At 62.6% G+C, this 12,114-nt stretch carries 13 protein-coding genes; 3 read left to right on the plus strand and 10 right to left on the minus strand.

The genetic code is table 11. From position 1 onward, the window contains the following. Position 1 precedes the first annotated feature (1 nt). The 9 genes from nirD to JG747_RS10965 all read right to left on the minus strand — a co-directional run bounded on the left by nirD (position 2) and on the right by JG747_RS10965 (position 9,484). On the minus strand, positions 2-331 hold the full coding sequence (nirD, locus tag JG747_RS10925; RefSeq protein WP_019860900.1) for a nitrite reductase small subunit NirD: 330 nt from the start codon (positions 329-331) through the stop codon (positions 2-4). 5 nt (positions 332-336) lie between these two features. Then, a complete protein-coding gene (gene nirB / locus JG747_RS10930) occupies positions 337-2,787 on the minus strand; it encodes a nitrite reductase large subunit NirB (RefSeq protein ID WP_038649237.1) in 2,451 nt (816 codons plus the stop codon). Positions 2,788-2,795: 8 nt separating this feature from the next. Then, positions 2,796-4,097 carry an MFS transporter gene (locus JG747_RS10935; protein WP_019860898.1) on the minus strand — a complete coding sequence of 434 codons (1,302 nt, stop codon included), beginning with the start codon at positions 4,095-4,097 and terminating at the stop codon, positions 2,796-2,798. 56 nt (positions 4,098-4,153) lie between these two features. Continuing rightward, positions 4,154-4,345 carry a twin-arginine translocation signal domain-containing protein gene (locus tag JG747_RS10940; protein ID WP_038649231.1) on the minus strand — a complete coding sequence of 64 codons (192 nt, stop codon included), beginning with the start codon at positions 4,343-4,345 and terminating at the stop codon, positions 4,154-4,156. Between the two features lie 349 nt (positions 4,346-4,694). Further along, the gene (locus tag JG747_RS10945; protein WP_202361754.1) at positions 4,695-5,933 is read right to left on the minus strand and encodes a CmpA/NrtA family ABC transporter substrate-binding protein; all 1,239 of its coding nucleotides are present in this window, start codon (positions 5,931-5,933) and stop codon (positions 4,695-4,697) included. Beyond that, complete coding sequence (locus tag JG747_RS10950) at positions 5,930-6,532, minus strand: ANTAR domain-containing response regulator (RefSeq protein WP_027047351.1); 603 nt, start codon at positions 6,530-6,532, stop codon at positions 5,930-5,932. Before JG747_RS10950 ends, JG747_RS10945 begins: the two co-directional genes overlap by 4 nt. A gap of 138 nt (positions 6,533-6,670) precedes the next feature. Continuing rightward, positions 6,671-7,000 (minus strand): hypothetical protein, encoded by a 330-nt coding sequence (locus tag JG747_RS10955; RefSeq protein WP_038649225.1) that lies wholly within the window; start codon positions 6,998-7,000, stop codon positions 6,671-6,673. A 100-nt stretch (positions 7,001-7,100) separates the two neighbouring features. Further along, positions 7,101-7,901 (minus strand): endonuclease/exonuclease/phosphatase family protein, encoded by an 801-nt coding sequence (locus JG747_RS10960; RefSeq protein WP_027047350.1) that lies wholly within the window; start codon positions 7,899-7,901, stop codon positions 7,101-7,103. Positions 7,902-8,020: 119 nt separating this feature from the next. Beyond that, complete coding sequence (locus tag JG747_RS10965) at positions 8,021-9,484, minus strand: phospholipase D-like domain-containing protein (RefSeq protein ID WP_038649222.1); 1,464 nt, start codon at positions 9,482-9,484, stop codon at positions 8,021-8,023. 304 nt (positions 9,485-9,788) lie between these two features. Between JG747_RS10965 and JG747_RS10970 the strand changes: the two genes are divergently transcribed. After that, complete coding sequence (locus JG747_RS10970; RefSeq protein ID WP_064980687.1) at positions 9,789-9,983, plus strand: hypothetical protein; 195 nt, start codon at positions 9,789-9,791, stop codon at positions 9,981-9,983. A gap of 279 nt (positions 9,984-10,262) precedes the next feature. Here the strand turns inward: JG747_RS10970 and JG747_RS36880 are convergent, their stop codons facing one another. Beyond that, the gene (locus JG747_RS36880; protein WP_244748364.1) at positions 10,263-10,757 is read right to left on the minus strand and encodes a hypothetical protein; all 495 of its coding nucleotides are present in this window, start codon (positions 10,755-10,757) and stop codon (positions 10,263-10,265) included. A gap of 7 nt (positions 10,758-10,764) precedes the next feature. On the opposite strand from JG747_RS36880, the gene JG747_RS36885 reads away from it, so the two are divergent. Beyond that, positions 10,765-11,172, plus strand: a complete 408-nt coding sequence (locus JG747_RS36885; protein ID WP_244748365.1) for a helix-turn-helix transcriptional regulator — start codon at positions 10,765-10,767, stop codon at positions 11,170-11,172. Positions 11,173-11,422: 250 nt separating this feature from the next. Next, positions 11,423-11,890 (plus strand): helix-turn-helix transcriptional regulator, encoded by a 468-nt coding sequence (locus JG747_RS10980; RefSeq protein ID WP_202361755.1) that lies wholly within the window; start codon positions 11,423-11,425, stop codon positions 11,888-11,890. Positions 11,891-12,114: the final 224 nt, after the last annotated feature.

Here is a 12,114-nt window from a genome sequence, read left to right on the forward strand (position 1 = left end):
GTCAGGCGGCGCAGCTCGCCAGCGCTTCCAGCGCCAGGAACAGGCGCTCGCCCTCGACCTTGACTGGGATGGTGCGCACCGCGCCCTCATCGGCGCCGAGCGCCTTGCCTGTCTCCAGCGAGATCACCCAATTGTGCAAGGGGCAGGTTACCGCCGCGCCATGGACGATGCCTTGGCTCAGCGGCCCGCCCTTGTGCGGGCAATGGTCGTCGATGGCATAGACCTGATCGTCCTGGGTGCGGAAGACCGCGACCTTGCCTTGCGGGGTGGCGACACAGCGCGCACCACGGCGGGGGATGTCGGAGAGGGAGCCGATGGCGATCCAGTTCATTGGGCTCACTCCGCCGCCTGCGCAAACCCGACCGAAGCCATCGGCCGGAATTCGTGCTTGTCCTTGCCGGAGACGCGTTCCGACCATGGATCGACCTGGGCGAATTTCTGGCTGAAGACGAAGCGGTCGTAGTAGGCTTTGCGCTTGGCATCGTCGTCCATGATCTGGCGCTTGATCTCGGGGATGCCGATGCGTTTAGCCCATTTGTAGATGCGTTCGAGATATCGGCCTTGCTCACGGTACATCTGCGTCAGCGCCACGATGTGCTCCAGCGCCTCGTCTTCTGTCTTCACAAGGCCGAGCACTTCGGTGCCCTTGATGTCGAGGCCGGCGGCACCGGCGAAATGAATCTCGTAGCCTGAGTCGACGCAGATGACGCCGACATCCTTGCAAGTCGCCTCGGCGCAGTTCCTCGGACAACCGGACACCGCCATCTTGACCTTGGCCGGGGTCCACGACCCCCACATGAATTTCTCGATGCGAATGCCCAGCCCCGTCGAATCCTGCGTGCCGAAGCGGCACCAGTCGGAGCCGACGCAGGTCTTCACCGTGCGCAGGCCCTTGGCATAGGCATGGCCGGAGACGAAGCCGGCCTGGCCGAGATCGGCCCACACCGCCGGCAAATCTTCCTTGCGGATGCCCAGCATGTCGATGCGCTGGCCGCCGGTGACCTTGACCATCGGGATCTCGAACTTGTCGACGACATCGGCGATGGCGCGCAGTTCGGCGGCATTGGTGACGCCGCCCCACATGCGCGGCACCACCGAATAGGTGCCGTCCTTCTGGATGTTGGCATGCACCCGCTCATTGATGAAGCGCGACTGGTAGTCGTCGGCATAGTCGTCCGGCCAATCGCAGACGAGATAGTAGTTGAGCGCCGGCCGGCATTTGGCGCAGCCGCAGGAGGTCTTCCATTCCAGCTCCTGCATGACGGCGGGAATGGTCTTCAGGTGCTTGGCCTTGATCAGCCGGCGCACCTCGTCGTGGCCGAGCGTGGTGCAGCCGCACATCGGTTGCACGGCCGCAGGGTTGTAGGTGTCGCCGAGGGTCAGCACCATCAGCTTCTCGACCAGCCCGGTGCAGGAGCCGCAGGAGGCCGACGCCTTGGTGTGGGCGCGCACATCGTCGAGCGAGGTCAGGCCCTTGGCCGTGATCGCGCCGGTGATCTTTCCCTTGCAAACGCCGTTGCAGCCGCAGATTTCCGCATCATCCGGCAAGGCTGCAACGGCCGCCATAGGGTCCAGCGGGGCACCCCCCTGGTATGACTGGCCGAAGATCAACGTATCGCGCATTTGCGAAATGTCGGTCTGCTTCTTCTTGAGATCGTTGAACCAGGCGCCATCGGCCGTCTCGCCATAGAGCACGGTGCCGATGATGCGGTCGTCCTTGAGCACCAGGCGCTTGTAGACGCCGGCCGAGGCGTCGCGCAGCACGATCTCCTGGCGGTCGTCGCCATCGGCGAAGTCGCCGAGCGAGAATAGCTCGATGCCGGTGACCTTGAGCTTGGTCGGCGTGTCCGAATGGACGAAGGCAGCGGTCTCGTCGCCGGCAAGCTGGCTCGCCGCAACGCGCGCCATTTCGTAGAGCGGTGCGACCAGCCCGTAGACCATGCCGTTGACCTCGGCGCATTCGCCGAGCGCGTAGATGTCGGGGTCGTTGCTGCGCATGCCGGCATCGACGACGATGCCTCTGTTGACGGCGATGCCTGCCTCTTTCGCCAGCGCCGCATTCGGCCTTATGCCGACGGCCATGACCACCAGCGTCGCCGGTATGATCGTGCCGTCGGAGAGTTCCACCTGCTCCACCTTGCCATTGCCCGTGATCGCCTGCGTATTGGCCTTGGTGATGACCTTGATGCCGCGTTGTTCCACCGCGCGCTGCAGGAGGTAGCCGGCGGCCGGATCGAGCTGGCGCTCCATCAGCGTCGGCATGACATGCAGCACGGTGACGTCCATGCCTTGTGCGTTGAGACCCGCCGCCGCCTCCAGGCCGAGCAGGCCGCCGCCGATAACCACGGCCTTGGCCCGCGACTGCGCGGCGAGCATCATGGCGCGGACGTCGTCGAGATCGCGATAGGTCAGCACGCCGGGCAGATTGTGGCCGGGCACCGGAATGATGAAGGGCACCGAACCGGTGGCGATGACGAGCTTATCGTAAGGTTCGGTGACACCGTGATCGGAGGTGACGGTCTTCGCCTGCCGGTCGATGGCGACAATCTTGTGGCCCTTGTAGAGGGTGATGCCGTGCTTGATGTACCAGCCGTCACCGTGGATGATGATCTCCTCATAATCCTTCTCGCCCGACAGCACCGGCGACAGCATGATGCGGTCGTAGTTCACGCGCGGCTCGGCGTTGAAGATGGTGACCTGGTAGCGGCTGGGCGCCTTTTCCAGCAAATGCTCCAGCATGCGCCCGGGGGCCATGCCGTTGCCGATGATGACGAGTTTCTCGGTCATGTCCGGTCTCACTCTGCCGCGTAGGAAAGGGGTGACGCTTCGGCAGAAGCCGCGCGCTGCATCCTGCGGATGGAAAAGTGCATCCAGGCAAAGCCTGTGACGACGATGACGAAGAGCAGCATGAAGCAGCTCGACCACACGCCCGTGAGGTCGTTGAGCGCGCCGAAGGCGATCGGCAGGATGAAGCCGCCGAGCCCACCGATCATGCCGACCACGCCGCCGACCGCCCCAACGCTCTGCGGATAGTAGGCGGGGATATGCTTGTAGACGGCGGCCTTGCCGAGGCTCATGAAGAAGCCGAGCACGCAGGCGACGGCGATGAAGGCGAGCGGGCCGATCTCGAAATGGAAGGCGATCGGACCGCTAATGCCGCGCACGACGTAATCTGCCGAGGGGAGAGACAGAACTAGAGTCGCGACGGCACTGACCACGAAGGTCCAGTAGAGCACGGTGCGGGCGCCGATCCGGTCGGACAGCACGCCGCCATAGGCGCGGAAGACGCTCGCGGGAATCGAATAGGCGGCGCCGATCATGCCGGCGGTCGCAAGGCCGAAGCCGTAGACGCCGATCAGGTAACGCGGCAGCCACAGCGACAGCGCAACGAACGCGCCGAAGGCGAAGAAATAGTAGAAGGCGAAGCGCCAGACCTGCAGGTTCTTGAGAGGCGCGAATTCCTGCCAGAAGCTTCTGGTCGGTGCTGCCTTGCCGGCGCGGCGCTCGCGGATGACCGGATCGTCGCCGGTGGTGAACCAGAAGATGGCGGCCATGACGACGAGCGCGGCGGCCCAGATCAGCGCCACCGACTGCCAGCCCCAGGAGAGCAGCACGAAGGGCGCCAGGAACTTGGTTACAGCGGCCCCAACATTGCCGGCGCCGAAGATGCCGAGGGCCGTGCCCTGCCTGTCTGCGGGGAAGAAGCGCGAGACATAGGACACGCCGACGGCGAAAGAGCCGCCGGCGAGTCCGACGCCGAGTGCGGCAACCAGCATCTGCCCATAGGTGTGCGCAAAGGCCAGCAGGAAGGTCGCGACCGCGGCGGCAAGCATGGTCGCGGTGTAGACCAGCCGTCCGCCATAGCGGTCGGTCCAGACGCCGAGCACCATGCGCACGAGCGAGCCGGTCAGGATCGGCGTGCCGACGAGCAGGCCGAACTCGGTCTCGTTCAGCCCGAGTTCCTGCTTTATGCGCACGCCAATGATCGAGAAGATCGTCCACACCGCGAAGCAGACGGTGAAGGCGATGGTGGACATTACGAGTGCCTGCCGGGGAGCACTGTCCTGGCTGGGCGCGGCTGCGAGATTTGCGGTCATTGTCTGGCTCCGTTTTGCGGCGTGGGAGGCGCCGCGAATGTTTTGTGGGTCAATGATCAGCGGCGCGGCACCGATGCATGCAACGAGACCGAGCCCGCCGCGGCCAGGTTCTTGCTTTCAGTCTTGGCGCTGGCGGGAAATAAAAGGAGCGCGGCGGTGAATAGCGCCGCAGTCAGCGCGCTGCTGACGAGAAAGTCGCGGCGGGTGAAATCCTTCAGCGTCGTGGCCGTTCCGATCCGTACTGTCATCGTCGTCTCCGCCTGGCACCACTTGGGATCGGTGCCGCCGATTGCGTGAAAACAAAAAAGCCGCCGGCCAGGTCTTCGCGCCCGAGAGACCGGGAGCGCGTTTTGACCTGAGCGGCAGCTTTGCCTGTGGCGCCCGCCATTGGACGCCTGTTCCGTGACCCATAAAGGGCCTGGTTATTTCAAAGCAGGAACCGTGCCAGTTTAGATTGAAAGGAAAAACATAAATGAAATCAGCGATTCTTGTCCGTCGAGGGCGTGCAGCGCTACATGGCGAGCAGGCCAAAGATTGTTCATGAGGACCATTGTGCGCACAATTTTTGTGCAATGCACAAGAGTGGCGCGGAAATGATCAGGCTTCCGTGCGGACCGATTTCTGGCGCGCTATGTAGGTGTTGATCTCGTCGGGATCGAAGATCTGGCCGTCGAAGAAACCGTCCGGGCCGAGCACCAGGCCGGCGCCGGTCGCGCCGACGGCGGTTGCGGCCTTGAGCGCGCCCTCGACCTTCGCGTTGGCGCCGGGCAGTGCGACACCGAGCGGCTTCAGCGCCGAGCGGTAGAGATCGGGCCGGTAGCAGTCGCGCGCTATGGCGAGATTGCCGGGCGTGTGGGCGACATGTCCCCAGCGCACCATCTGCGTGTAGAACCACAGCGCATGGCTCTTCCACGGAAAGTTCGCCGCCTTGTCGAAAGGCACGAAGAAGTCGTCGATATCTCGCTCCGCCCCGCCGCCCAATTGCAGATGGCCGGTCAGGATCGGCATCTGCACCGCCGGCGGCTGGCCGAGGAAGCCGGGCTGCGCCATCACCGCGGCCAATTCGGCGTGGTTGGCCGGATCCTGGCACCAGCGCGCCGAATGGTGCAGCGCGCGCAGCAGCGCCGCCAGCGCCTCGGGATTCTCGTCGGCCCAGGCCTTGCGCACGCCGATCACCTTCTCCGGGCTGTTGCGCCATATCTGCGCCTTGACGGTGACGATATGGCCGGCGCCGGCGGCGACCGCGGCGCTGTTCCAGGGCTCGCCGACGCAGTAGCCGTCGATGCGCCCGGTGGCCAGCGCATCGGCCATGAAGGGCGGCGGCACAATGACGATCTCGATTTCGCGGTCTGGGTCGATGCCGCAAGCGGCCAGCCAGTAGCGCAGTTCGTAATTGTGCCCGGAATGCGGATGCACGACGGCAAAGCGCAGCGGTTCGCGGCCCGCGACCGCCCGATCGCGAATAAATGCGCGCAGTGCCGCGCCCGCGCGCGCGGGATCGAGATCGGCTTCGGCACCATGCGCCGCCATGCCGGCCCAGACAGCGTTGGAGACGGTGACGCAATTGCCGCCGAGCCCGAGCGAGAACGGCACGATGGTCTCGGAAGCGAGCGGCGTCAGCCCGAGATTGCAGGCGAGCGGCATAGGCCCCAGCATATGCGCGAGATCGAAGTGGCCGATGGCGATGCGGTCGCGGATGTTGGCCCAGGAGGTTTCGCGGTGCAGCGTCAGCCCAATGCCTTCGCGGGCGGCGAAACCAAGCTCGCTGGCGGCGACCAGCACGGCGCTGTCGAAAAGCGGCATGAAGCCGGCGGTGATCTGGTGCCTCATGCTCATTCGTCCTCCGCCGGCCCCAGCAGCCCGGCCGCCGTCACCAGGCTCTGGGCGATGTCGCTGATCTTGCGGTTCTGGTTCATCGCCGTCTTGCGCAGCAGCGTGTAGGCGGCCTCTTCGGAGAGGCCGCGCGACTTCATCAGAATGCCCTTGGCGCGATCGATGACCTTGCGGCCCTCAAGTTCACTGCGCGCCTCTTCCAGTTCGCGCGCCATGCGCGAGAAGGCATTGAAGCGGCTCACCGCCATGTCGAGGATCGGCTTGACGCGCTCTTGCCGCAGACCGTCAACGACATAGGCGGACACGCCGGCATCGACCGCGGCCTCGATCGAGGCCTGGTCGGAGCGGTCGACGAACATGGCGATCGGGCGCTTCACGGCGCGCGACAGCTGGAACATGTTTTCGAGCATATCGCGGTTGGGGTTTTCGAGATCGATGACGATGACGTCGGGTTCGATCTCGGCAATCCGCCGGGCAATGCCGGTCACGTCATGGATGACAGTGACAAGCTGATGGCCGGCCTCGCGCAGGCCGGCCTCGATGATCGAGGCGCGGATGCGATTTTCATCGATCACCAGGACGGCTAGGGAGGATCGGACCATGCCTGCATTGTGGGCAAGGCCGAGAAATTGTGCAATGCGGCATAGCACGCCGGTTGAAGGAGCGTGGCTATGCCGCACTATCGCTTGCCGCTGGATCGCCTGTGAAAACGGCGCGGCGCTTTTATTTCATGGGGGAGATCAGCCGCAGACGCGGACCTGCTCGATCACCTTGTGGTGGTGGCGCCAGTGCTTGACCAGTTCGATATGGCAGCGGTGATGGCGGTGGTGGCGTCGATAGTCGCCATTGTAGTTGCCATCATACTGCACGTTCTGGTCGTCGCCATACTGGTTGTCGTAATTCTGCCGGTGATGGCGGCGAACGACAATCTGGCCGTTGTCGGACTGATCGTCCGATGAATATTGGTTGCCATCGTCGGATTGGATAATCACGCTTGCGGCTTGCGTCGGCGCAATGACTGCGGCTGTGGCGGCCAATGCCACCATGGAAGCCAGAAATAGCTTTTTCACGTCTCGTCCTCCTGTGGTTCAATGCGTATCAACTCGCGGAGAGAATTAGCGTTCCAAAATGAATCGCGGCGCTTTTCGAAGCCGGGACGACAAGTCGGTTCTACAGGCGAACGAAGGCCGTGAGCGGGAGATGGTCGGAGGCGACGCGCGAAAGCGGCGTGTCGTGCGCTTCCACGGCTGCGATCATCCCGTGCCGGTTGGTCATGATCCTGTCGAGCGCCAAAAGCGGCAGGTTCGAGGGGAAGGTGGGAACCGCCGGTGGCTGCGGCCCGAACGTCGCGTGCAGCGTGTTGAGCGCCGAGCGGTTGCCGAGCCGCCATTCATTGAGGTCGCCAAGCAGCAAAGTCGGCTTTTCGTCCGGGCTGCTCATGAGATCGAGCACGACACGGGCCTGCTGCGAGCGCGAATGGCGCAGCAGGCCGAGATGGGCGGCGATAATGCGCAGCGTCTCGCTCCCGTTCAATTCGATCTCCGCCACCACCGCACCGCGCGGCTCCAGGCCCGGAAGCCTGATCTGATGCACGTCGCGGACGACGCCCTTCTTGAACAGGAGGACATTGCCGTGCCAGCCATGGCCCTTGCCGGTGGCCGAAATCGGCACCGGCACCAGGCCGGTTTCCCGCTCGAGGCGAGGCAGATCCAGCAGGCCATCACGGTCGCCGAAACGGTTGTCCGCCTCTTGTAGCGCGATCACGTCGGGGTCGATTTCGCGAATGACGCGGCTGGTGCGCTCTGGATCGAACTTGCGATCGACGCCGATGCATTTGTGGACGTTGTAGGAGGCGACCAGCGTTCCAGTGGCGGCGGTCGCCTTGTGCGCAGCCGCGTTTGCCTTGCGCATCCGCCTGTCGCGAATGGTCAAAAGCATGCTGGCCGGGAGGCTACGCCCGCTCATCCGCATCACATGTTCGCCATTTCAGCCGCTCTCACCACACACCTCAAATAGAGCCTTTGCGTCTATGTTCCATGACCGACGTCAAACTATTCGGCAAACACGTCTTTCTATTAAAGCCAGGGGTTCTAGAGATAGGGCGATCCCAGCCACAGAATACGATCGAACAGCCGGATGATGAATGGCCGAGCCCGCAAGGAGTCCAGCGTGACGGGAACGGCCGCTTCGATCGCCGATCCGATCCGGGCTTCGATCTCGCGGGCAAAGCCTGCGTCGAGGACCTCCAGATCGATCTCGAAGTTCAACCGCAGCGACCGGGCATCGAGGTTGGAAGAGCCGACATAGGCCCACACGCCGTCGATCGAAAGCAGCTTGGAATGGTCGAATGGGCCTTCCGTGCGCCATATGCGGCAATAATTCTTCAGGATCTGGTCGAATTGCGCGGTCATGGCGCGGTCGACGAGGAAGAGATTGTTGACCGCCGGCACCACTACATCGATCTCGACGCCGCGCCGGGCGGCGGTGATCAAGGCGCTGATCAGTTCGCGGTCCGGCAGGAAATAGGGCGACATCAAACGGATCGACTTGCGCGCCACCGAGAAGGCGCCGATCAGCAGCTTGTGATTGGTCTCGTTGCTGGCATCCGGCCCGGATGCGACCGCCCGCACCAGCATCGGCTGGCCGGGGGCCGGCGACAGCGGGGCAATTCGCCAGGCATCGCCCTTCAACGCTTCGTTGGTGGCGAAGCGCCAGTCTTCGGCAGCGACCGAGAACAGGTCGGCGACGACAGGTCCGGTGACCTTGAAATGCGTGTCCCTGGCGCTGTTGGAGCCTGCGAACTCAGCCGAAAATCCCTTGCGGATGTTCATGCCGCCGGTGAAGACAACCGTGCCGTCGACCACCAGGATCTTCCGATGGGTTCTGAGATTGGCGTAGGGCAGGCGCAGGCCCATGACGATATTGCCGTTGAAGACATCGGCGGGGATGTTGGCGCGGCGCAGATGGCCGAGGATGCTGGGAACGGAGTAACGGGCACCGACGGCGTCGATCAGCACGCGAACGGTAACGCCGCGCACGACGGCACCGGCCAGCGATTCGACGAAAAGCAGGCCGACGGCGTCATTGTCGAAAATATAGGTCTCGAGCAGGACGCTGCGCTCGGCGCCATCGATCGCCGCGCACATGGCGGCATAGGCCTCGTCGCCGGTCTCCAGCACGTCGATGGCGTTGCCCGGGTTGAGCGCGCGCCGCGCCACCCTGTCGCCCAGCGTCCGCAGGCCGGTGAAGCGCTGACCGTAGCGCTCGGCGATCAGGGCTTCTTCTGCGGCGATGTCGCGCTCATGCTTGGAGGATACCGCGTCGCCGGCAAGCGGGCGCTGCGCGGTGATCGTGGCGCGACGGATGCGGTTGATGCCGGCGACGGCATAGATCAGCACGCCGAGGATCGGTGACAGCACCATCACGCCGACCCAGCCGGTGGCTGCGCGCACATCCTCCTTGGTCATGACGGCATGGGCAATGCCGACGGTCGCCATGACCGCCGAGATGATCGCCAGGATTTGGGTCCAATGAGTCGCAATGGTCTCGAACATTGCCGGGACTATCCAGCGAGCGGTTGCAGAAGGCAATGCGGCCGGTTCATGCCGCGCATTCGCCGGGTGGCGGTCGCGACCCGGGTGGGGAGATCTAGTCCCAGGCAGAGTTTGAACCGATGAAGTTCCTCTGAACTCCCGCCTGGGAAAACCAACTTAACGCGAGGGAAAGCATAGAGATGGCCTGGTCCGGCATCGTCCTGGTCGTCCAGGGCTTCCTGTACTTTGGTACCACATCTGTTGTATATCAGGGGGAACGAAATTAGCGGTGTAACACTTTAATTGGAGGCGGGGGGAGCGCCGAATGATGAGATTCAACTTCAAGGGGCCTCCCGTGGGGGATGCCGACATGTCGGTCCAGTGCCAGGGCCAGTTGCTGCCTTTCGTCCAGGAAATCGTCCAGGCGGCGGTCGCGGCGGGCTGGAATCGGGACGATGTCCTCCTGGCCTTTGTCGAACTCACCTGGGATCTGTACGAGAAGCGTCGCGGTGATCCGTAGCCGCCGCTCGTGACCTGTTGGCTCGGCGCCCCATCTTGCCGCCGATTTCGGTGCCAAGAAAACGAAGCAATGGATTCTCGGAAGCCTCGCCACGGCTGATAAACGAAACTCGGGCATGGCGAACACCTGCCGTTCCCGTGGAATGGAATGCTCGTCAACTTCTTCGGTCGGTCATTTTTTCTGTCTTTTCGCGAATAAGAATTTTTCTTTGCGCATGGGAGTTCTTCCCTAGCCGAGACGCCTGCGTTACGTTGGTTCCGGGTTCGGGCAAAGGGGATTTCAGGCGGCGGCAAGGCGGCTGAGGCGACGCGAATGAAAAATGCGGGCGAAGCTCGGGAAAGCGGCGTTTCCCGAGGCGTCGATCGGGTAGCCCGATATGTCCTGGACATCATTCCAGAAAGTGCCGGTCCCAGAAGAGCCACCGCACGTGGCAGCGTCATCCATTCCGTCCGCGGTCCCGGGTCGCAGACGTTCCTGGCCAAGGAACATTCCACGGGCATCGTGCTGAAGCCCGGACGCAAATTCAGAGCCTCGCTCGGCAGCGACAAGATCACGGAATACGATGCGCCGGTCGGATGCCTTGTCATCAATCCCGCTGGAGTCGACAGCAGCCTCACCTGGTCGCAGACCAGGGAAAACGCCGTCGTTTCCATCTCTCCCGAAGCACTGTCGGAGTTGGCTGCGCACGAATTCGATCGTTCCGATGTGGAACTTGAACCGCCTGCGTTCGGCAAGGTCGACCTGAATGCGCTCAATATTCCCCAGATGATCCATTCCCCAGATGATCACCGCCGAGCTGACCGGCAAGCTGCCGCCGAACGATCTCTATCTGGACTCGCTGCTCACCGTGTTCGGCGTCCATCTGCTGCGCACCTACACCGGCCGCAGCCGGCCGGCGGCGTCGGCCAAAGGCGGGCTCTCCGCCGCTGGTGCTCGGCGCGTGCGCGAGTACCTCGACGAGAATTTCGTGCGAAAGGTCATGGTCGCCGAACTGGCGTCGGTCGCCGGGGTTTCCTCCAATCATTTCATAGCAAGGTTCGCCAGCACGTTCGGCATTCCGCCGCATCGCTACCTGATCAACCTGCGCCTGGACTTAGCCGAAAAGTTACTCGTTGACGGCGAGCTAGCAATCGCCGAAATCGCCTACCTCGCCAGGTTTTCGGATCAGAGTCATCTGGCCGCACCATGAAGAAATACAGGGGCAGAACACCGACCATGACCGGATATGCGCCGGGCAGAAACTGAAAGCCTGGGATGGCAAAGTGGCAACACCTGCCGTCCGATAATCCAAGACCGGAATTTCCTACAAGGCTTCCGGAGTTTTCCAAAATACGTCCGTCACCACTATGCCCCAGGCATTACCGGAGTCATTCGAAATAGCATGGAGCCTGTGCATTATTCGCCATCTGGCCGGACTGATCGAATGAACCGGAGCGACAATGCAGCAACAGCTCGATCAATCACGAATTGTTTTTGGGGGGAACGGGGAGGGCGGTCTCGGGTTGAAGTGCATCTGCGAAATATCAAGGGACCGAAAGATGCGGTCTGAAGATGGCCCTCCGGGATCGGCGTCCGGACCCGGTCCCGCGCGACTGCCGGCGCTGAACGTGAAAGGCGGCCTTTCCGCCCACAGCGCGCGCAAGGTGCAGGAATTCCTGGATCAGAATTTTACGCGCAAGATAGCGCTTGCAGAGATGGCGGCGGTTTGCGGGCTTTCATCCTATCATTTCGTGCGGGCTTTCTCCCGGACGTTCCGGGTGCCGCCGCATCAATATGTGCTTGATCTGCGGCTGGACTTCGCTGAGCGGCTGCTTGCCGAAAGCGGCATGACGATCGCCGATATCGCGCATTTGAGCGGCTTTTCGAGCCAGAGCCATTTTACTACCGTAATGAAGAAATACCGGTGATTGACGCCATTGCAGGCCCGCTTCGGCAAGCTTAATTCGAAGCTTAGGTGATATATTGATCGCTTGATTCTTTTACTTTGCCTTATTAAAGCACGAGCTAAAGTAACTATCCGTTAACTCCCGCGAAGTTGCCGCAGTTTTTCTGACAAAACAGCAATTTCCTGAAATACGGCAAACCAGAATCGTGGCTTTCTGCGAGTGCTGGAATTTGTCAGACATTTCCT

Source organism: Mesorhizobium sp. 131-3-5, assembly GCF_016756575.1.
Taxonomy (GTDB): domain Bacteria; phylum Pseudomonadota; class Alphaproteobacteria; order Rhizobiales; family Rhizobiaceae; genus Mesorhizobium; species Mesorhizobium jarvisii.

What these genes read in the sequence shown, in the direction of transcription:
- JG747_RS10950 (WP_027047351.1), bottom strand. Translation starts at nt 6,532, where the DNA reads ATGGTCCGATCCTCCCTAGCCGTCCTGGTGATCGATGAAAATCGCATC.
- JG747_RS10980 (WP_202361755.1), top strand. Translation starts at nt 11,423, where the DNA reads ATGCAGCAACAGCTCGATCAATCACGAATTGTTTTTGGGGGGAACGGG.
- JG747_RS10945 (WP_202361754.1), bottom strand. Translation starts at nt 5,933, where the DNA reads ATGAGCATGAGGCACCAGATCACCGCCGGCTTCATGCCGCTTTTCGAC.
- JG747_RS10935 (WP_019860898.1), bottom strand. Translation starts at nt 4,097, where the DNA reads ATGACCGCAAATCTCGCAGCCGCGCCCAGCCAGGACAGTGCTCCCCGG.
- JG747_RS10940 (WP_038649231.1), bottom strand. Translation starts at nt 4,345, where the DNA reads ATGACAGTACGGATCGGAACGGCCACGACGCTGAAGGATTTCACCCGC.
- JG747_RS36880 (WP_244748364.1), bottom strand. Translation starts at nt 10,757, where the DNA reads ATGGATCATCTGGGGAATATTGAGCGCATTCAGGTCGACCTTGCCGAA.
- JG747_RS10970 (WP_064980687.1), top strand. Translation starts at nt 9,789, where the DNA reads ATGATGAGATTCAACTTCAAGGGGCCTCCCGTGGGGGATGCCGACATG.
- JG747_RS36885 (WP_244748365.1), top strand. Translation starts at nt 10,765, where the DNA reads ATGATCACCGCCGAGCTGACCGGCAAGCTGCCGCCGAACGATCTCTAT.
- JG747_RS10960 (WP_027047350.1), bottom strand. Translation starts at nt 7,901, where the DNA reads ATGCGGATGAGCGGGCGTAGCCTCCCGGCCAGCATGCTTTTGACCATT.
- nirD (WP_019860900.1), bottom strand. Translation starts at nt 331, where the DNA reads ATGAACTGGATCGCCATCGGCTCCCTCTCCGACATCCCCCGCCGTGGT.
- nirB (WP_038649237.1), bottom strand. Translation starts at nt 2,787, where the DNA reads ATGACCGAGAAACTCGTCATCATCGGCAACGGCATGGCCCCCGGGCGC.
- JG747_RS10965 (WP_038649222.1), bottom strand. Translation starts at nt 9,484, where the DNA reads ATGTTCGAGACCATTGCGACTCATTGGACCCAAATCCTGGCGATCATC.